Annotated in this window: 13 protein-coding genes; 7 read left to right on the top strand and 6 right to left on the bottom strand. The window is 59.8% G+C overall.

Annotation, left to right across the window (positions count from 1 at the left end):
* Positions 1 to 119 precede the first annotated feature (119 nt).
* The 3 genes from leuA to xseA all read right to left on the bottom strand — a co-directional run bounded on the left by leuA (position 120) and on the right by xseA (position 4,468).
* The gene (leuA, locus tag BLU71_RS16560) at positions 120 to 1,799 is read right to left on the bottom strand and encodes a 2-isopropylmalate synthase (protein ID WP_083353523.1); all 1,680 of its coding nucleotides are present in this window, start codon (positions 1,797 to 1,799) and stop codon (positions 120 to 122) included.
* 464 nt (positions 1,800 to 2,263) lie between these two features.
* Complete coding sequence (locus tag BLU71_RS16550) at positions 2,264 to 3,085, bottom strand: peptidoglycan DD-metalloendopeptidase family protein (protein ID WP_083353522.1); 822 nt, start codon at positions 3,083 to 3,085, stop codon at positions 2,264 to 2,266.
* Positions 3,086 to 3,088: 3 nt separating this feature from the next.
* Positions 3,089 to 4,468: an exodeoxyribonuclease VII large subunit gene (gene xseA / locus BLU71_RS16545; RefSeq protein WP_042608330.1), complete on the bottom strand. Its 1,380-nt coding sequence runs from the start codon at positions 4,466 to 4,468 to the stop codon at positions 3,089 to 3,091.
* Between the two features lie 179 nt (positions 4,469 to 4,647).
* Here xseA and BLU71_RS16540 point away from each other — a divergent pair, with 179 nt between their 5' ends.
* From BLU71_RS16540 to guaA, 4 genes are all read left to right on the top strand, one after another.
* On the top strand, positions 4,648 to 5,415 hold the full coding sequence (locus tag BLU71_RS16540; RefSeq protein ID WP_083353521.1) for a sulfite exporter TauE/SafE family protein: 768 nt from the start codon (positions 4,648 to 4,650) through the stop codon (positions 5,413 to 5,415).
* A gap of 162 nt (positions 5,416 to 5,577) precedes the next feature.
* On the top strand, positions 5,578 to 6,126 hold the full coding sequence (locus BLU71_RS16535) for a sugar ABC transporter ATPase (RefSeq protein ID WP_083353520.1): 549 nt from the start codon (positions 5,578 to 5,580) through the stop codon (positions 6,124 to 6,126).
* Positions 6,127 to 6,231: 105 nt separating this feature from the next.
* On the top strand, positions 6,232 to 7,701 hold the full coding sequence (gene guaB, locus BLU71_RS16530) for an IMP dehydrogenase (protein ID WP_016773343.1): 1,470 nt from the start codon (positions 6,232 to 6,234) through the stop codon (positions 7,699 to 7,701).
* Between the two features lie 80 nt (positions 7,702 to 7,781).
* Positions 7,782 to 9,359, top strand: coding sequence for a glutamine-hydrolyzing GMP synthase (gene guaA, locus BLU71_RS16525; protein ID WP_016773344.1), 1,578 nt, complete (start codon positions 7,782 to 7,784; stop codon positions 9,357 to 9,359).
* Positions 9,360 to 9,436: 77 nt separating this feature from the next.
* Here guaA and BLU71_RS16520 read toward each other — a convergent pair whose 3' ends face one another.
* From BLU71_RS16520 to treR, 3 genes are all read right to left on the bottom strand, one after another.
* Positions 9,437 to 12,571, bottom strand: a complete 3,135-nt coding sequence (locus tag BLU71_RS16520) for a membrane-targeted effector domain-containing toxin (RefSeq protein WP_083353519.1) — start codon at positions 12,569 to 12,571, stop codon at positions 9,437 to 9,439.
* A 116-nt stretch (positions 12,572 to 12,687) separates the two neighbouring features.
* On the bottom strand, positions 12,688 to 14,898 hold the full coding sequence (locus BLU71_RS16515; RefSeq protein WP_231982421.1) for a TerD family protein: 2,211 nt from the start codon (positions 14,896 to 14,898) through the stop codon (positions 12,688 to 12,690).
* An 83-nt stretch (positions 14,899 to 14,981) separates the two neighbouring features.
* Positions 14,982 to 15,686, bottom strand: a complete 705-nt coding sequence (gene treR, locus BLU71_RS16510; RefSeq protein ID WP_064364356.1) for a trehalose operon repressor — start codon at positions 15,684 to 15,686, stop codon at positions 14,982 to 14,984.
* Positions 15,687 to 15,921: 235 nt separating this feature from the next.
* On the opposite strand from treR, the gene treP reads away from it, so the two are divergent.
* The 3 genes from treP (at position 15,922) to BLU71_RS16495 (ending at position 20,418) form a co-directional block, all read left to right on the top strand.
* Positions 15,922 to 17,364 (top strand): PTS system trehalose-specific EIIBC component, encoded by a 1,443-nt coding sequence (gene treP / locus BLU71_RS16505; protein ID WP_065616640.1) that lies wholly within the window; start codon positions 15,922 to 15,924, stop codon positions 17,362 to 17,364.
* A 79-nt stretch (positions 17,365 to 17,443) separates the two neighbouring features.
* Positions 17,444 to 19,090 carry an alpha,alpha-phosphotrehalase gene (gene treC / locus BLU71_RS16500; RefSeq protein ID WP_083353518.1) on the top strand — a complete coding sequence of 549 codons (1,647 nt, stop codon included), beginning with the start codon at positions 17,444 to 17,446 and terminating at the stop codon, positions 19,088 to 19,090.
* 104 nt (positions 19,091 to 19,194) lie between these two features.
* Positions 19,195 to 20,418 (top strand): maltoporin, encoded by a 1,224-nt coding sequence (locus tag BLU71_RS16495; protein WP_064364358.1) that lies wholly within the window; start codon positions 19,195 to 19,197, stop codon positions 20,416 to 20,418.
* The last annotated feature ends 1 nt before the right edge of the window (position 20,419 follow it).

Raw genomic sequence — 20,419 nt, 5'->3', positions numbered from 1 at the left:
GCTCCTACATTGGGACGGCGTACATCCCGTAGGAGCTGCCGAAGGCTGCGATCCTTTGATCTACAACAAAAAAGGCCCCGGAGTTTGCACTCCGGGGCCTTTCGCATTTCAGCGGTCGATTACGCCGCTTTCGCTTCAGGCTGGCTCAACGAGCGGTTCAGTGCGCTGAACAGCGCCTTGAAGCTGGCGGTGGTGATGTTTTCATCGATACCCACGCCGTGCACTGCACGCTCGCCATTCACACGCAGCTCGATGTAGGCCGCTGCTTTGGCGTTGGTGCCCGCGCCGATCGCGTGCTCGTTGTAGTCCATGATCTCCACCGGAATCGGCAGGCCGGCGACCAGGGCTTCCAGTGCGCCGTTGCCCTTGCCGCGCCAGTGCAGGTTGGTTTCGCCCTGACCTTTGCTGGCCACTTCGACTTCGACGGCGCTGTTGCCGTTTTCTTCCTGCAGGCGATGGCTGACCAGCGCGTACGGGGTATTGGCCTGAAGGTACTCGCTGATCAACAGCGAGTGAATCTGCTTGGCGGTCATCTCCAGGCCCAGGCGATCGGTTTCACGCTGTACGACCTGGCTGAACTCGATCTGCATGCGACGTGGCAGGCTGATGCCGTATTCCTGCTCCAGCAGGTAAGCGATGCCGCCCTTGCCAGACTGGCTGTTGACGCGGATCACCGCCTCGTAGCTGCGGCCGATGTCGGCCGGGTCGATCGGCAGGTACGGCACTTCCCACAGGGTGTCCGGTTTCTGCTGGGCGAAACCCTTGCGGATCGCGTCCTGGTGCGAGCCAGAGAACGCGGTATGCACCAGATCGCCCACGTACGGATGACGCGGGTGCACCTGGATCTGGTTGCACTCTTCGACGACCTTGCGCACGCCGTCGATGTCGGAGAAGTCCAGCTCAGGATCGACGCCCTGGGTGTACATGTTCAACGCTACGGTGACGAGGTCGACGTTACCGGTGCGCTCGCCGTTGCCGAACAGGCAGCCTTCGACCCGGTCGGCGCCGGCCATCAGGCCCAGCTCGGTAGCAGCGACGCCCGTGCCGCGGTCGTTGTGGGTGTGCAGGCTGATAATCACGCTGTCACGACGATTGATGTTGCGGCCGAACCATTCGATCTGGTCGGCGTAGACGTTTGGCGTCGCGCATTCAACCGTGGCCGGCAGGTTGAGGATCATCTTGTGCTCAGGCGTCGGGTTCCACACCTCGATCACGGCGTCACAGACTTCCTTGGCGAATTCCAGCTCGGTGGCGCTGAAGGTTTCCGGCGAGTATTCGAAGGTCCACTCGGTGTCTGGCTGCATGGCTGCGTATTTGACGAACAGCTTGGCGGCATTGACCGCGATGGCCTTGATGCCGTCCTTGTCCTGGTTGAAGACGATGCGCCGGAAAGAAGGCGAGGTGGCGTTGTACAGGTGGACGATGGCTTTCTTCGCCCCGCGCAGGGATTCGAAGGTGCGTTTGATCAGGTCTTCACGGCCCTGGGTCAGCACTTGAATGGTGGTGTCGTCCGGGATGTGGCCTTCCTCGATCAGCGTACGCACGAAGTCGAAGTCGGTTTGTGAAGCGGCCGGGAACGACGCTTCGATTTCCTTCACGCCCACCTGCACCAGGGTTTTCCAGAAGCGCAGCTTCTTCGCCGCGTCCATCGGTTCGATCAGCGACTGGTTGCCGTCACGCAGGTCGGAACTGCACCAGATCGGCGCGGCGTCGATGGTTTTCGACGGCCAGGTGCGATCCGGCAAGTTGATGACGGGAAACGCGCGGTACTTCGAAGACGGGTCTTTGAGCATGCTCATCGGGAAATTCCTTGTTGTCTGGGCCGAATAGAGGCGGCCTGCCGGTTGAACGAATGTTCTTGGAAAAGCTTGGGACGAGGCGCAGCGATTCAGCCTGGCAGTCGTGCGCTGACGAGGCACAGGCTGCGGTGCTGGCGAAGCTGAATGAGCGTGTGAGAGGTTTTCATGGCCTCAACCCTAACCGCGAGGGGAAAGGATGGCAAGCAGTCGAAAAAAATTGAGAGGAATACCCGGAAAGAGAGTTTTTGCGGGATTTTATTGCGCTGAAGTCCGCTGATTGTTGTGATATTTGCGCGAGGTTCGATTGGGGCGCAATTGAGACCGATGGGGTGTCAGGGGTGTTTGAGTACAGCATAAGCCGCCATCGCGAGCAGGCTCACTCCTACAGTTGATCGTGTTCACAACACCAGTCCAATGTATGAGTGAGCCTGCTCGCGATGAGGCCAGCGGCCTCAACACAGTATTCAAGGTTGGAAGGCACCAATGAAAATCGCCGGATCCACCCGCGCATCATTCAGGCTGACATTCCAGTGCATATGCGGCCCGGTCGCCCGGCCGGTCGCACCGACCTTGCCCACCACCGCACCGCGGGCCAGTTGCTGGCCGTTTTTCACATCGATCTTCGACATATGGCAGAACATGCTGATAAAGCCCTGGCCATGATCGACGAACACCGTGTTGCCATTGAAGAAATAATTGCCGATCAAAATCACCTTGCCCGCCGCCGGGGTCTTGATCGGCGTGCCTGCCGGCACCGCGAAATCCAGTCCGGCATGAGGGTTACGCTCCTCGCCATTGAAGAAGCGGCGCACACCGAACTTGCTCGACAGCGGCCCGTTGACCGGTTTGTCCAGCAGCAGATTGCTCGGCGTATTCGGGCTGAAACTGCGGTAAGCCGCGATCTGTTCCGCCAGTTCGCCTTCAATGCGCTTGAGATTGTCGGCGTTTGGATTGACCTGCTGTTTGTTCTTCAGAGTGATGTGCTGTTCCGGGTATTTCTTGCTGCCGACGGTGAAGGGCAGATTGCGCCCGCCACTGCTGATCTGCTGGGCGCCGGGCTTGACCGTCAGCGGTACGCCGACAATCGCCAGCCAGTTGTTCTGCTCCTTGACCACCAGCACCGGCTTGCCCTGATAGGTGGCTTTCGGCGCCTGCGCGGCGGTGCCCAGATCCACCACGGCGACGCCGCCTGGTACCGGTTTGTTCAGCAGCCGAGTGATGTAACTGTCGGCGTGGGCGTTGAAGGTCAGGCAAAGCAACAGCAGTGGAGCCAGAAAACGCGGCATGGATCAGTCCAGTAAAGAAAGGGTGACGGGCGTCAGGTGATTGTCCTCGACGCGCACTTGCAGTTCGCCTTCGCCTAGCCTGGCTTTCAGACGCTGGCCGGTGTGAGTCTGTGCAGCGTTGCGAATCGCGTGGCCGCGCTCGTCGAGCAAAATGCTGTAACCACGACCGAGGGTCGCCAACGGGCTGACCACATGCAGGGTCTGCATTTGACTGTGCAATTGCTGTCGGCGCTGTTTCAGGCCATCGCGCATGGCGCGGGGCAGACGTTCGGCGAGACTTTCGAGGCGCTGACGGAGCATCGCCAGTTGGCGCCCCGGATGTTGCCCGGCGAGGCGGGTTTCCAGACGGATCAGGCGTTCGCGGCGGGTATTGAGACTGCGCTCGAAGGCCCGGCGCATGCGCATGTCCAGATCGTCCAGACGCTGGGCCTGCTGGCGCAGACGTTCGCCGGGATGCCGCAGCCGCCGCGCCATGCCTTCCAGACGCAGGCGATCACGCATCAAGCGATCACGCATGCGCATTACCAGGCGGCGATGCAGGCTCTCGACCTGACGGATCAGATGGCTGGAATCCGGGGCGAGCAGTTCGGCGGCGGCCGAGGGTGTCGGTGCGCGGACGTCGGCAACAAAGTCGCTGATCGACACATCGGTTTCATGGCCGACGGCGCTGACGATCGGCGTGACACAGGCATCGACCGCGCGGGCCACGGCTTCTTCGTTGAAGCACCAGAGGTCCTCCAGCGAGCCGCCGCCACGGGCCAGGATCAGCGCGTCAAAGCCACGGGCATCGGCCATTTTCAGCGCGCGGACAATCTGCGCGGTGGCCTCGCGGCCCTGCACGGCGGTGGGAATCAGGGTCAGTTGCACTTGCGGCGCACGGCGGCGGAATACGCTGATGATGTCGCGAATCACCGCGCCGGTCGGCGAACTGATGATGCCGATGCGTTGCGGATGCGCGGGCAGCGGCACCTTGCGTTCGGCACTGAACAGGCCTTCGGCGCTGAGCTTTTCCTTCAGTGCATCGAAGGCCAGACGCAGCGCACCATCACCGGCCGGCTCGACGGTGTCGAGGATCAGTTGATAGTCGCCGCGGCCTTCGAACAGCGAAACCTTGCCGCGCACCTTGACCGCCAGACCGTCCTTCAGTGCCTGGCGCACGCGGGCGGCGTTCTGCCGGAACAACGCGCAACGCACCTGCGCGCCGCTGTCCTTGAGGGTGAAGTAGACGTGGCCGGACGCCGGGCGCGCCAGGTTGGAGATTTCGCCTTCGACCCAGATGTTGCTGAACACGTCTTCAAGCAACACCCGCGCGCGGCCGTTGAGCTGGCTGACGGTCAGGACTTCACGATCCAGGCCAAGTCTTGCAAAGGGATCTTTAATCATGGGGCGCAGTTTAAAGGCATTTGCCCGTCAATCACCACCGATCCACTGTAGGAGTGAGCCTGCTCGCGATAGCGGTGAGTCATTCAAAGCTGTTGTCGACTGACACACCGCTATCGCGAGCAGGCTCACTCCTACAGGGGAATGGTAGAGTCAGCGCGGTCTTATAAGGGATGCGGACAATGAGCATGATGGAGCTGTTGGGCACATGGTCGTGGGGCGCTGGCGGTTGGGCGGTGATCGGGCTGGGCATTGCGCTGGCCTACATCGTGTTCGGCATCGCCGGTTTCGGCACGGCGCTGGTGGCGGGGCCGATTCTGATCCTGTTCATGCCGTTGTCGAAAATCGTTCCGCTGCTGGTGCTGCTGGATTTCGTCGCGGCATTCGGCAATCTGCTGCCCTCGCGGCGGGACGTCGCCAGGCCGGAATTGCTCAGGCTGCTGCCGTGCATGGCGATCGGCTGCACGCTGGGGGTGATCTTCCTGCTGAATCTGAAATCCGATCTGTTGCTGTTGTTGATGGGGCTGTTCATCAGCGCTTATGCGGTTTACAGCCTGTGGGTCAAAGCCCGGCCGACGCAGTTGTCAGCGGCGTGGGCGGTGCCGATGGGCACGGTGGGCGGGTTGTTCGGCGCTTTGTTTGGCAGCGGCGGTTTTCTCTATGCCATTTATCTCAACAGTCGTCTGCCCAAGGAAGCGGCGCGGGCCACGCAAAGTGCGCTGATCAGTTGCAGCACGGTGGTGCGTTTGAGCCTGTTCGCCATCGCCGGTGTATACGCCGAGCTACCCTTGTTGATGCTGGCCCTGTGTCTGTTGCCGGCCATGGCGCTGGGCTTGTGGATCGGCCGGCGGCTGACCATGAGGTTGTCACGCGAGGCATTTGTGCGGCTGGTGACCTGGCTGGTGCTGGCCAGCGGGATTGCCTTGATCGTGCGCTATTTCAGCACTTGACCGGATTTCTTCAGGGATTAAGCTGCCGGCCGCAGTTTCCCTGTAGGAGTGAGCCTGCTCGCGATAGCAGTGCATCAATCAAAATTGGTGCGTCTGACCCACCGCTATCGCGAGCAGGCTCACTCCTACAGGGGGATCCCGGTATTTTCAGCAGGCTCGACCATGAACACGCAAAGCATCATCGTCCCGAAAATCTCCACCCTGCCGGTGCACGAACCCCGGGCGCGGGCGATCGTGCGCTGGCTGGTGCGCAAGAACATCATCGAAGAGCAACTGACCACCTGCGGCCGCACCGGCAACCGCATGGCTCACGCCATCGCCGAGGGCGCCCGCGCTGTCGTTCTGCACCCCGAAGCGCTGCCGTTCGGCGAGCCGATCAATGGCCTGGAAATCGTCACCAAACGCTGCATCTACACCCCGGCCAAGGGTTTTCTCGAAGAGGCCGGTTGCGCCGAGTGTCGACGCGAAGTGGGTGAGGCGCTGTTCGAAAGCCTCGAAGACTGGTTTCCAGGACGCACCGACAATTTCACTTGCCCTGAATGCGGGCATGAAGACGACATCAACGGTTTCCTGTTTTTGCAGGAATGCGCGTTTTCCAACCTCGGTTTCATTTTCAATAACTGGCTGGAGGCGGGGTTCAAGCAGAGCTTTATCGAAGAGTTCGCCGATTGGCTCGATCAACCTGTCTCGTGGGTCAAGGTGGAGCTGTAGGGCCGGGGTTTTCCATCTATCAATTAGGCTGAGTTTTACATTGAACAGCAGGGGGTGTCTGACTATAATGGCGCGCTTCCATTTTCCCGCTCGGGAGCCCCCGCGATGCTGCGTATCAGCCAAGAAGCTCTGACATTCGACGACATTCTCCTAGTGCCCGGTTATTCCGAGGTGCTTCCCAACGAAGTCAGTCTGAAGACCCGTCTTACCCGTGGCATCGAACTGAATATTCCTCTGGTTTCTGCCGCCATGGACACCGTTACTGAAGCCCGTCTGGCAATCGCCATGGCTCAGGAAGGTGGCATCGGCATTATCCACAAGAACATGACCATCGAGCAGCAAGCTGCCGAAGTGCGCAAGGTCAAGAAGTTCGAAGCCGGTGTGGTCAAGGATCCCATCACCATCGAGGCCGATGCCACGGTGCGTGATCTGTTCGAACTGACCCGTCTGCACAATATTTCCGGCGTTCCGGTACTGCACGATGGCGACCTGGTCGGCATCGTCACCTCCCGCGACGTACGTTTCGAAAACCGTCTGGAAGCCACTGTCCGCGAAGTGATGACGCCTAAAGAGCGTCTGGTCACGGTCAAGGAAGGCGCCGACAAGAACGACGTACGCGAACTGCTGCACAAGCACCGCATCGAGCGCGTGCTGATCGTCGACGACAAATTCGCCCTCAAAGGCATGATGACCGTCAACGACATCGAAAAAGCCAAAGCCTATCCGCTGGCCAGCAAGGATGACCAAGGTCGTCTGCGCGTTGGCGCTGCGGTCGGCACCGGTAAAGACACCGGTGATCGCGTGACCGCACTGGTCAACGCCGGCGTGGACGTGGTGGTGGTCGACACTGCGCACGGTCACTCCAAAGGCGTGATCGACCGCGTACGCTGGGTCAAAGAGAACTTCCCTGAAGTGCAGGTGATCGGCGGCAACATCGCCACCGGCGCCGCTGCCAAGGCTCTGGCCGAAGCGGGCGCCGACGCAGTCAAGGTCGGTATCGGCCCTGGCTCGATCTGCACCACCCGTATCGTCGCCGGTGTCGGCGTGCCGCAAATCAGTGCCATCGCCAACGTCGCCGCCGCCCTTGAAGGCACCGGCGTTCCGTTGATCGCCGACGGCGGTATCCGGTTCTCCGGTGACCTGTCCAAGGCCATCGTCGCCGGTGCGTCCTGCGTGATGATGGGCTCGATGTTTGCCGGTACCGAAGAAGCACCGGGCGAAATCGAACTGTTCCAGGGCCGTTCGTACAAGGCTTATCGCGGCATGGGTTCGCTGGGCGCCATGTCCCAGGCCCAGGGCTCGTCCGACCGTTACTTCCAGGACTCCTCGGCAGGTGCCGAGAAACTGGTTCCGGAAGGCATCGAGGGCCGTGTGCCGTACAAAGGCACCCTGAGCGCAATCATTCACCAGTTGATGGGCGGTCTGCGTTCTTCGATGGGTTACACCGGCAGCGCCAACATCGAAGAAATGCGCACCAAGCCCGAGTTCGTGCGGATCACCGGTGCCGGCATGGCCGAATCCCACGTTCACGACGTGCAGATCACCAAGGAAGCGCCGAACTACCGGGTAGGTTGAGGCTTCCAGCAAAACGTTAAATCACCGGGGCTGTTCATTCAGCCCCGAGTTGTTTCTGATTCACTACATGAGAATGAGTCATGGCCCTCGACATTCACGCTCACCGCATCCTGATCCTCGACTTCGGTTCGCAATACACCCAGCTGATTGCCCGCCGCGTGCGCGAGATCGGCGTGTACTGCGAACTGCACCCGTTCGACATGGACGAAGATGCGATCCGCGAATTCGCCCCTAAAGGCGTCATCCTCGCCGGCGGCCCCGAGTCCGTTCACGAAGCCAACAGCCCGCGCTGCCCGCAGGCGGTGTTCGATCTGGGCGTTCCGGTGTTCGGCATCTGCTACGGCATGCAGACCATGGCCGAGCAACTGGGCGGCAAGGTTGAAGGTTCCGAACTGCGTGAGTTCGGTTACGCCCGCGTTGACGTGGTCGGCAAGAGCCGCCTGCTCGACGGCATCGAAGACCACATCGACGCCGACGGCCTGTTCGGCCTCGACGTGTGGATGAGCCACGGTGACAAAGTCACGAAGATGCCGGAAGACTTCCACATCCTCGCCAGCACCCCGAGCTGCCCGATCGCCGGTATGTTCAACGACGACCGCGCTTACTACGGCGTGCAGTTCCACCCGGAAGTGACCCACACCAAGCAGGGCGGGCGCATCCTTTCGCGCTTCGTGCTCGACATCTGCGGCTGTGAAGCGCTGTGGACGCCGTCGAAGATCGCTGAAGACGCCATCGCCAACATCCGCGCCCAGGTCGGCACCGACAACGTTCTGCTGGGCCTGTCCGGCGGCGTTGATTCCTCGGTGGTTGCTGCGCTGCTGCACAAGGCCATCGGCGATCAACTGACCTGCGTCTTCGTCGACAACGGCCTGCTGCGTCTGCACGAAGGCGAGCAAGTGATGGCCATGTTTGCCGAGAACATGGGCGTCAAAGTGATCCGCGCCAACGCTGAAGAGCAGTTCCTCAACAACCTGGCCGGCGAAGCCGACCCGGAGAAGAAGCGCAAGATCATCGGCCGCACCTTCATCGACGTGTTCGATGCCGAATCCTGCAAGCTGGACAACATCAAGTACCTCGCTCAGGGCACCATCTACCCGGACGTGATCGAGTCGGCAGGCGCGAAAAGCGGCAAGGCCCACGTGATCAAGTCGCACCACAACGTGGGCGGCCTGCCGGAAGAGATGAACCTGAAACTGGTCGAGCCACTGCGCGAACTGTTCAAGGACGAAGTCCGTCGTCTGGGTCTGGAACTGGGCCTGCCGTACGACATGGTCTACCGTCACCCGTTCCCGGGCCCGGGCCTGGGCGTGCGCATCCTCGGTGAAGTGAAAAAGGAATACGCCGACCTGCTGCGTCGCGCGGACCACATCTTCATCGAAGAACTGCGCAAGGCCGACTGGTACCACAAGGTCAGCCAGGCGTTCGTAGTGTTCCAGCCAGTGAAATCGGTGGGCGTGGTCGGCGATGGCCGTCGTTACGCCTGGGTCGTGGCCCTGCGTGCCGTGGAAACCATCGACTTCATGACCGCACGTTGGGCACACCTGCCTTACGAACTGCTGGAAACCGTCTCCGGCCGCATCATCAACGAAATCGAAGGCATCTCGCGCGTTACCTACGACGTATCGAGCAAGCCACCGGCGACGATTGAGTGGGAATAATCCTGCTGCGGTTCGATTAACGAAAAACCCTTGGCCTCAAGCCAAGGGTTTTTTCGTTTCATGGGTTGGCCAATCGGTCAGGTGGGCAAGCGACTTTGCAGGGTCAGGCCGATTTCTATCAGGCGCTCGGCCAGTGCGGCGATGTTGCGGAACATGATGCCGCTGATGCGAGGTAGCGACTGGGCCCAGATGTAAACCTGGCCATCCCTCCTGCGATTGACCACTGTCCGGACAATATTGCTCGCGCTGTTGCGACGCACCAACGTGTACGTGTTGTTTTGTGCCTGTTCGATCAGAAACATACCGTTGCGATGCAGAAGCTTTTCCAGGGATGCCTCAGTCCATTGCGGCGCCGCTGTTTCGATCTGCAAGCGCAGATCAGCGAAAAGCACGTCGGATGAGTTGCGCGTCGTTGCTCCGTTATCAAACGGACCGCGAGCGACTTTCAACCCCGGATCGATGCCTGTCTCCGCCACTTCGCTCGGCGAAACCTCTTCAATCCGCAAACCGATGCCGCCCCTGAGTTCGCTTATTCCAGGCAGGTTTCTGAACGTATTGATGTTCGTCGCCTCGATCAGAGCTGCCCATTTACCCGGTCCGTTGAGGATTTCGTCACCCCACATGATCTGCGAGGCGAGCCGGGCGTGGATCATCTGCTCCTCGATCGAGGTAAGCGGTATCTTCAGTTTGTAGCTGTGCACGGTCTCGAGGCCGTGGGTCCTGATGCCATTGGCCTGGGCGGTCTTGACCAGTTCGAGGAGGTCGAACCGGCCTTCAGGGTCGGTACCCAGGCTGGACAGGTAGACACGAAGATCCTCGGACATCTCTCCCGACAAGTAGAAGTCATTGAGATCTGCCTGGGCGAAGTCACTCAGCAAGCCACGGACGTACAGGGTTTTGATATGCCGCGCGAACGCGGGCATGTTCTCGATCATGAAACGCATGCTGGCGATACGATCGAAGGTTTCACCGACGACCAGCCCTTGGCTATTGGCAAAGATGCGATCGATCAACTGAGTTGTCTGCATTTGCGGGCTGACCTGAGGAATGACCGGCCGCACGGGCAGATTGGTCCAGTTCAGCTCCGAGTAATATTCCTTGGCTTCATTGAGCAGTGCCGCGCGTCTTTCGCTGAAATAGGCTGCATACGTGTCGGCGGGTGCACGATTGCCCCGGTTTGCACTGGAGAGCTCGGCGAAAGTCTCTGGCAAGTTCATTGCCCATCTTCTCATTCTGGCCATGTCCATTCCGACGATATCGTCAAGGGGGGTTACCAGGCGCAACGGGCGCGCAACCGGCGAAACCGGCTGGACGAGTGGCAGCTCCGCCGACGGCGTTGCCGAAGCCGGCGTCGAGGTCAGTTCGTCCTCCGGCAAACACGCCTTGCCCACACATTGGCCGCCTCCACGCAGACGCAGCGCTGGCATGCGTTCCCATTTGCCGCCACTGCCCAGACGTACTGGCAAAGAGTAAGCGAACTGATTGGGGCGCTCGGGATTGACGATGGCCCAGTTGCCAGTGCCTTCAGAGTCGGCAAAATAGCGCACGTAATACGCTACGCCATCCATTTCGATGGCATAGGCCGGCTCTTTGTCGAGGCGGTAGATGCCTTCGAATTTTCCCGGGACCGCCTCAGCGGAACGTTGTGCAAGCAGTTCGTTGCACCGATAACGACCGGGAATCCCTGGTAACGACGAACCTTGCCTTGCCGGCGCCATGCTCAGGTGCTCAGAGGCGGTGACGGATGTCGTCTCGCGGGGTATTTCGTTCGTCAACTCATCCGTCGCCGCTTCAATCGTCGTGGCCGGTGGAAGCTCTGCAGGCGGCAGCAAGGGCGTGTCAGCCGACGTGAACTCGATCAGCCCGAGCATTTCCTGCGCTTCGGCAAACTCGACCTGAGGACCTACCTCCAGTTGCGCGCCCGTGCCGATCAGGAACGGGACGTTGAAGACAATTTCGATAGCGTTGAGCACCGCGCCGGTAACGCCGGCTTTGCGTTCGGTGGCCGTCGAGCCGTTGATGGCCTGATCGATGTTCAAACCCATGTTGGCGATGCTGGCGCCAATCAGGGGCATCGCCACCGGCCAGCCTACGGCCGCCATAGGGCCGAACACCTTGAGGCCGGCAGTCAGATAACCCATCCAGAGTTTCTTGCGCAGGTCACTGTTGGACGTGAGCACCAGATGCGCTTCGGCAACCATCGCCTTGCGAGTCGATTCGCTTAACCAAGTGAATGCGTCACCGCTGATCGCGACATTGCTGCGGTTGACCATGTGGTGATCGCTGTGGCCCCAGGTGTGGACCAGGCGATTCATCAGATCGGTGAGGTTTTCGGACATGTGATTGCTGTCGGCCAGCGCGAAGTGCTTGAGAAACGCCGGGCGCTTGTCCTCGGCATTCATCTGCTCAAGCAACCACCAATGCAGATCGGCCTCGTTGTCCATCAAGCGAAAGGCCTGGGCCTCGCCGGGCAAATAGAGGGTCTGTCGACCATTGGTTTCTACCAGACGCAGCACATTGGTGGCGACGTGACCATCGAGATCCAGCGCGCGTACTTCAGCGCCGACCGGGTATGTCGCTCGGAGCATTGGCAGGGTGACAGGCCAGGTAACGGGGCCGACTACCGAATCGACGATGCGCTGAAAATCGGTCCCATCAAGGTCGCCCTGTTGCAGCGCCTGCACGGCCTGGCTGAGGAAATTGCACTTTGCCAACGCACGGAAATCCTCCGACGCGGTTTGCCAGAATTTCGTCAATTGACCGGTGTAGCGAGCGCTGAAGTCGACATCCCAGAACACCTTCAGCACGTCGCTGCCCAGCAAGCGCACTTCATTGCTCTGATTGAAATTCTCGGCTTGCGGGCCATCCGAATAAAAGCCGCAATAGAGGCCGAGCAGGTCTGCATTGTCCTGGTCGGTGGCACGAAAACGATGGATGACCAGTTGCGTGAGGGTGAGCGTTTCGTAAGGCTTTTCCAGCAAGTGTTCCCAACCGGTAAAGGTCAGCGTGCTGCTCTGCGCCGTTTTGAAACGGTGGAAATAAATCTCGTCAGGGTCAAGGCCGGACAGACCTTTGTCCGCGAGCAGTTCGTTGGCCACTTGCCGGGCCGCATCAAGCAGGCTCGGGCAGGTCTTCACGATCGTTGTGGCGATGGTTTTGAGGGCGTTTTTGTCCGCTGCGTTTGGCAGCAGGCGGCGTTGGGGAGCGGTCATGTGTTCTTTCATCCTTGAGGAACAAAGACTGAGCATGACCGATTGGCCCAACGGGGGTGTGTTAGCCAGCTATCGCGTGTTGTCGTCTTGCTGTTAAGCAAATGCGCGCGCAGATGTCAGAGATATTCGGATCGAATCAGGTCTGTATCGAACGGCGTCAGCCCCTGATGAGGCGCGAACACCGTCTGCGCCTGCCCTGCAGAAGCCACTCTTTCGCCCCGTGCCCGCACATGTAAATCAAAAAGCGTGTGCAGGTCCGGCCGTGGGGTATGCACCAAGGCGCGCAGCATCAACGAAACTCCGCTGAGGTTGTGGTCGACGTTGTTCCAGCGGGGCGATGAAGTAAGCCCCAGATCAGCCCAGATCATGCGGCGTTCCTGCAGGTCCATTACGAAGGGCAGACAGATGCCGGTGTCAGAGGCGATATCAATGCGGTCGACTACGGTGCGCGGTTCGAACACTTCTCCGGATGCTGTGTCGGCGCGAGCCATCCAGCCCGCGAAGCATTCAGGCAGGTCGCAATATGGCTGCCGGGTAAACGAGTTAAGGGACGTGACTACATAGCGGACACCCTTTTTGACGAGAGCATCAAGGTCAAGGTCGATGAACTCGGCAGCGCCATTGGGTGCATCGACGATGTCGCCGCTGTGGTAGCCGCCGTAGCTTTTGAGGTTGTAATAGGCGACCGCTTCCTGGAAGACGAAGTCGGTGTCGAAGAAGGCGGCGGACAAGTCGATGTCCGTGCGCTCACGGCCATTCTTCCACCAAAGAAACAGGCGAATGAATCGCGTATCAGGCATCGGTAATCGACTGCCGCGTACCAGGGTGCGCAGCGATTTGGCTGCGGCGCGCTGTGACAATGGCACTAGGTATTCGCGCAACGCCGGGTCGACAAAGCAGCGCCCCAGTGGTGGAAGTAACGCAAAGCGCGTGATCAGGGCGTTCTCGCAGATTTCTGCGGCACGGGCTAACACCTGGGAGGCGATCGGTTCTCGACGATCTTTAGTGCCGAAGACTTTGGCCAGCGCTCCTTTGGGTGTGAACGCCCGCAGGGGCAGGGGGCGCGGAGCTTTTATCTGGGCCAGCAACTGCAGCAGGACAGGCGAGGACACTTGTGCTGCGACGGTCTCAAAGGCATCGAGCACCGCGCCCGGGTCGGTGGCGCGCCGCAACGTCACGTCCAGCCGGCGGGCGAATTCTCCGGGACGATCCTGCAGCACGGGCGTAAGGGCGGCGATCTGACGTTGGGCAAGCATTGTTTCGACACGCGACCCGAACGAGGCCGGCGGATCGTTGCGTCGCGCTGCGGTGATAGCCGCGAATGCTCGCGGATACTGCTCAGCGTAATCGCCTGGATGCACGACTTCGGCCAGGCGTTTCCAGCGTTCGGCCTGGCGCATCACATCTTCCGTAGCGTTGGGTGCGCCGTCGAGCAGGCGCAACAGCTTCCGACGCATCGAACGTTTCATTTTGCTAAAGCGAGTCTGCGCTGTCGCCAGCGACACGTCTCCGCCATGCAGTGCGATCGCCACGAGCAGCACGTCCGTTGCCGTTTCGACATTTTGCTCAAGGAATGCCTCGACCCGGGCATCGTCACTGATATGCAAGATCAGCGCGCCGCCAACCAGTGCGCGAATCTCGCGGAACGGGATGGTCTCTGGCAGCAGACGGAACACGTCGCTTTTGTAAGTTCGGATAAACCAGCTGACATCGGCGGCTTCCTCTTCGGACAGCGAGGTGCGCGATGAGACCAGCGGCTCAAGCAATGCCTCGAACTCGCTGACACTTCCCGGTTCAATGACCCAATGGACGAAGTTGCCTTCCAGCATGGCAGGCCGAACCTGTTCGCTGGGCGGCAAGCGCCGAAGCGTGTGGTAATGAATGACGGCGTTGAGATACAACTCCGCCTCTGAAGCCTCGAGGACTTGGTTGGGAAAATCAGGATAAAACGGTCGGTGATGTACATGAGCACCGTTGCGGCGCCGCAGGATTCGAACGACTTCACGCAGCCAATTCTTGAGTTCTACCGCTGAAAGCAAGCCGATTTGCTCAATCAGCGGCTCAGAGAGTACACATCGAAAAGCCGCGACTTCTTTGACAGCTGATGCGACCTGCGCGCGTGTGGCTCCGCCAGAGCCCGCAGGGACGTGAAGTTTTGTACGGCGCCGCAGGAACAGCTCCTGATTAATCATGATTTCTTCCTTGGTCCGCCGTTCCTGTGAGCTGAAGCTCACCTGTGCAATCGATACGAAAACGCCTGCAATAAGCAGGCGCGGTGTGGAGAGCGGAACCCCTAGTTCATAGGGGATAGAAGGAAGGTGTTCCATAGCCACGCCGGCATACTACCGGAGGTCATCGCGGTTTGTCAGCGAACCACATATTTTGAAACGGGCTCGCCTGTCAGCGGGTATTAGCGCCGCGCCACATCTGAAAAATAGAACTTGTCCAGCGTATGCCGCGATTCGGTGTATTCGAACTGGCGGCCGTCCTGCAGGAAGGTCTGGTTGCTGACCACGATGACGTGGCTCTGGCCGTCGAGGTCCAGATGCTGTTGATCGTCCTTGCTGCACGCAACTGCTTCGATGGTGCGCTGGGCGTAGGCGATCTGCAGTTGCAGGGTCTGTTCGATGTGGGCGTAGATCGAGTGTTCGGCGATGTCTGCAGACAGGTCGGGAATCACCGTGCTGACGAAATGGTTGATGTCGAGAATGACGCGTTTGCCGTCGATGCGCCGTACCCGTTTGATACGGGTGATCGGGCTGCCGGGCTCGGCATTGATGTGTTCGAGCAGCGTACCTTCCAGCGGGACCTGGCACATCTCCACCACTTCAGTGCTGACGTCGTTGCCCAGGCGCGGGTGGGTTTCCTGAAAGCTGACGATGCCGCCGAGCTGGAACTCGATCGGGTTGGTCGACAGCACGAACGCGCCTTTGCCGTGAATCTTCTGGGCGAAACCGCGCTCCTGCAGTTGATCGATGGCCTTGCGCACCGTGCCACGGCTGGCCTGATAGGTGTCCATCAATTCGGTTTCCGAAGGCAGCCGGGCGCCGCGCTCCAGGCGTTGGGTGGTGATGCTGGCAAGCAAATCGCTGTAGATCTGATTGTATTTGCTCATGACTGGGCTCTGTGCCGACGGTGCTCAAAACCCCGAACCTTAAGGGTAGGGTAGGGCTTTGTCCATGCGGAGGACGGAAAACGGCTTAAGTCAGAGTAGGAAAAATCCTTGCTGATCTGACGTTCATCCACTCACACAAACTCGTACAGACGAGTTGTTGCATTAACTCGTACAGACGAGTATTTTTCCTCTCGGCGTGCTGCCAATAACAACAATCCACGACGGAAGAACAAGCATGAGCCATGACTATCCGAACATCGCCAGGGAGCTGCTGGAAAGCCTCGGTGGCAGCGACAACGTCGAGCAGGCGGCGCATTGCGTGACGCGTTTGCGCCTGGCGTTGAAAGACCCCGCGCGGGTCAATGTGGCCGCACTCAACGGCGTCGAGCTGGTCAAGGGTTCGTTCTTCACCGGCGGGTTGTATCAGGTGGTCATCGGCCCGGGCGACGTTGAAAAGGTCTACGCCGAACTGAGGCAACAGACAGGCCTCGCGGCATCGACCATCGCCGACGTTAAACAGAAAAGCGCCGAGAAGATAAACGCCATGCAGCGGCTGGTGCGGGTGTTTTCCGATGTGTTCATGCCGATCCTGCCGGCGCTGATCATTGCCGGCCTGTTGATGGGCATCAACAACCTGCTCGGCGCCAAGGGCATGTTCATCGAGGGGCAGACACTGCTCGATGCCTATCCCAACCTCGATGGCTTGTGGAGCCTGATCAATCTGATGGCCAACACCTCGTTCGTGTTTTTGCCGGCACTGGTGGGCTGGTCGGCGGCCAAGCGCTTTGGCGGCAGCGAAATCCTCGGCATCGTTCTCGGTCTGATGCTGGTGCATCCGGACCTGCTCAACGCCTGGAACTACGGCAAGGCCGTTGCCGGGCTGGACGGGCAGCAACTGCCGTATTTCGACATCCTCGGGCTTTTCCAGGTGGAAAAGGTGGGTTACCAGGGGCAGATTCTGCCGATCCTGCTGGCGGCCTATGTGATGAGCGTGATTGAAAAATGGCTGCGGGCGCGAGTGCCCAATGCCGTGCAACTGCTGGTTGTGCCGATCACCACCATTGTCGTCACTGGCGTGCTGGCGCTGGCGATCATCGGCCCGGTAACCCGGCATATCGGCATCTACATTACCGAAGGGCTGGTGATGCTGTTCGATCTGGCGCCGCTGGTGGGCGGTCTGATCTTCGGTCTGTTGTATGCGCCTTTGGTGATCACTGGCATGCACCACATGTTCCTCGCGGTGGATCTGCAATTGATCTCGAGCCAGGGCGGCACCTTCATCTGGCCGATGATCGTCATGTCCAATCTGGCGCAAGGCAGTGCGGCACTGGCGGTGTTCTGGATGACGCGCAATGCGCGGGACAAGAGCATGGCCTCGACCTCGGCGATTTCCGCCTACTTCGGCATCACTGAACCGGCGATGTTCGGCGTCAATCTGCGCTACAAGTTTCCGTTTTACGCCGCGCTGGCCGGCTCGGCGCTGGGTTGCATGTTTCTCTCGCTGAACAAGATCCAGGCTTCGGCCATCGGTGTTGGCGGCCTGCCCGGTTTCATTTCGATCATGCCGCAGTTCATCCCCATGTTCGTCATCGGGATGCTCATTGCCATGCTCGTGCCGTTTGCCCTGACCTGCGTGCTGAGCATGAAGATCGTCCGGCCGGGTTACCGGGTGGCCTGAAATCAAAAGATCGTCCGATCGCGGCCCGACCCTTCGGCAGCTCCGACACGGTTCCTGACATTCAAGAGGAAAATCCGCCATGCAAGACTGGCAACGTTCGGTGATCTACCAGATCTACCCGAAGAGCTTTCACAGCCATGCCGGCAACGCCACCGGCGACCTGCTCGGCATCGTTGCCAAGCTCGATTACCTGCAATGGCTGGGAGTCGACTACCTGTGGATCACGCCGTTTCTGCGTTCGCCGCAGCGCGATAACGGCTACGACATCAGCGACTACTACGCGGTCGATCCGAGCTACGGCAGCATGGCCGACTGTGAACTGCTGATCGCCGAAGCGGGCAAGCGCGGGATCAAGCTGATGCTCGACATCGTGGTCAACCACACCTCGATCGAGCACGTCTGGTTCCAGCAGGCACGCAGCAGCCTCGACAATCCCTACCGCGACTTTTATATCTGGCGCGACCAGCCGAACAACTGGGAATCCAAGTTCGGCGGATCGGCCTGGGAGTACGAAGCGCAGACCGGCCAATACTATCTGCACCTGTTCGATCACACCCAGGCCGACCTCAATTGGGACAACCCCAAAGTCCGCGACGAAGTGTTCAAGATGATGCGCTTCTGGCGCGACAAAGGCGTCGGTGGCTTTCGCCTGGATGTGATCAACCTGATCTCCAAACCGGCGGACTTTCCCGAAGATGACAGCGACGGTCGGCGCTTCTACACCGACGGTCCTAACGTGCATGAGTACCTGCACGAAATGCACCGCGAAGTCTTCGAAGGGTATGAGCTGATCAACGTCGGCGAGATGTCCTCGACCCGCCTCGAACACTGCATTCGTTACTCCAATCCGCAATCGCAAGAACTGTCGATGACCTTCAATTTTCATCACCTGAAGGTCGATTACCCGAATCTGCAGAAGTGGGTGCGCGCCGATTTCGATTTCCTCCAGCTCAAGCAGATTCTCTCCGACTGGCAGACCGGCATGCAGGCGGGCGGTGGGTGGAATGCGTTGTTCTGGTGTAACCACGATCAGCCGCGCGTGGTCTCGCGGTTCGGCAATGACGCTGAATACCGCGAGCTCTCGGCGAAGATGCTCGGCACGGCGTTGCATTTTCTCCAGGGCACGCCCTTCGTCTATCAGGGCGAAGAACTGGGCATGACCAATCCGGGCTTCGAGAGCATCGAGCAGTACCGCGATGTCGAGACCCTGAATATCTTTCGCCTCAAGCGCGAGGCCGGGGCGAGCGAACTCGACAACATGGCAGCGATCATGCAGAAGTCCCGGGACAACGGGCGCACGCCGATGCACTGGCACGCCGGGCACAACGCCGGTTTCACCCGTGGCGAACCGTGGATCGGCGTGCCGGCCAATGCCGCGCAGATCAACGTCGCGCAGCAGCTCCACGACCAGGAATCGGTATTGCATCACTATCGGCGCCTGATCGCCTTGCGCCGCACTGAAGCGCTGATCTCCGACGGCGTATATCGTCAGCTGCTGCCGGAGCATCCACAGGTCTGGGCCTACCTGCGCGAGGGCGCAGGTGAACGTCTGTTGGTAGTGAACAACTTCTATGGCACCGCGTGTGACGTCGAGCTACCGCCGCTGATCAACGAGTCCATGGAGCAGCGCCTGTTGATCAGCAACTACCCGGACTGTCCGAAACGCACGCGGTTGCTGCACCTGCGACCTTACGAATCCTTAGTTCTGCACCTGACCGACCCCTGATTACTAACTGAAAAACAACCTTTGAAAAAACACGCAGAACGCTGCGCGGGGGATTTGTGCGCGCTGAATTTCTGCGACCACACAATAAAAACAATGGGTGGCATATGAAAAAAACCATGAGTTACAGCCTGGCAGTCGCCGGATTTTGTCTGGCAATGCCTACGTCTTCACAGGCGCTGGAGTTTGGCGGCTATCTGCGCAGCGGTGTCGGCACTTCGGTCAACAGCAGTGGCCAGTCGTGTTTCCAGTTGCCCGGCGCGCAGACCAAATATCGCCTTGGCAACGAGTGTGAGCAGTACGGCGAGCTTGAGCTGCGTCAGGATCTGTACACCCTCGACGACGGTTCGGTGCTGAGCGTCGACGGCATGGCGTCGCTGTACAACCGTTACGATCGCAGCCCGACATTCAAAGAGGACAATGGCTCGATTCGCTTGCCCCAGGCCTACGCACAATGGTCGGCGATGCCCGCGCTCAATGGCGGTTCGCTGTGGGCGGGGCGGCGCTACTACAAACGTAACGACATCCACATTTCCGATTTCTACTACTGGAACCAGAGCGCCACCGGCGGTGGTATCGAAGACGTGTTGATCGATGGCTTGAAATACAGCTACGCCTTTTCACGCAAGGACAACCTTTACCAGAAGGATTACATCAACCGGCACGACTTCAATGTCGGCGGTTTCAACAGCAACCCCGGCGGTGAACTGGAGTTTGGCCTGAGCTACATCGACAAGCCCGACAGTCGCGACGCCCACCGTGGCTGGGCGATCACCACTCAGCACGTGCAGCAGGATTTTTTCGGCGGCAAGAACAAACTGGCGCTGCAATACGGCGAAGGGCCGGGCACCGGGTTGGGCTATACCGGTAACGTCAGGCTCGATGACCGCAACAAGAGCTATCGGATCGTCGAGTTCTTCGACTGGCAAGTGACGCCGCGTTTTGGCGGACAAGTGCAGGCGGTGTATCAAAAGGATATTCGTCAGGGTGGCGCCGACCAGAACTGGCTTTCGCTGGGTGTGCGCCCGGCCTACGCATTGAGCGAGCAGTTCAAACTGGTGACCGAACTGGGACACGATCAGGTCGAGGCGGCGGACGGCACGCGCAAGCTGAGCAAGTTCACCTTCGCGCCGACGTGGTCACCCAAAGGCCCGGAATTCTGGGCGCGGCCCGAGGTGCGTCTGTATTACACCTATGCCAGCTGGAACCAGGCGGCCAAGCGTGCCGCCAACCTGTTGGCCAAGGGCTCGGCGCTGTCCGATACGGGCGCCTTCGGCAACGCGCGGCACGGCGCCAATGTCGGCTTGCAGGTTGAATACTGGTGGAAATAAG

Origin of the sequence: Pseudomonas moraviensis (assembly GCF_900105805.1) — a bacterium.
Taxonomy (GTDB): domain Bacteria; phylum Pseudomonadota; class Gammaproteobacteria; order Pseudomonadales; family Pseudomonadaceae; genus Aquipseudomonas; species Aquipseudomonas moraviensis_A.
The sequence above is the reverse complement of the archived record's forward strand: the minus strand, read 5'-3'. Positions and strand labels throughout refer to the sequence as shown.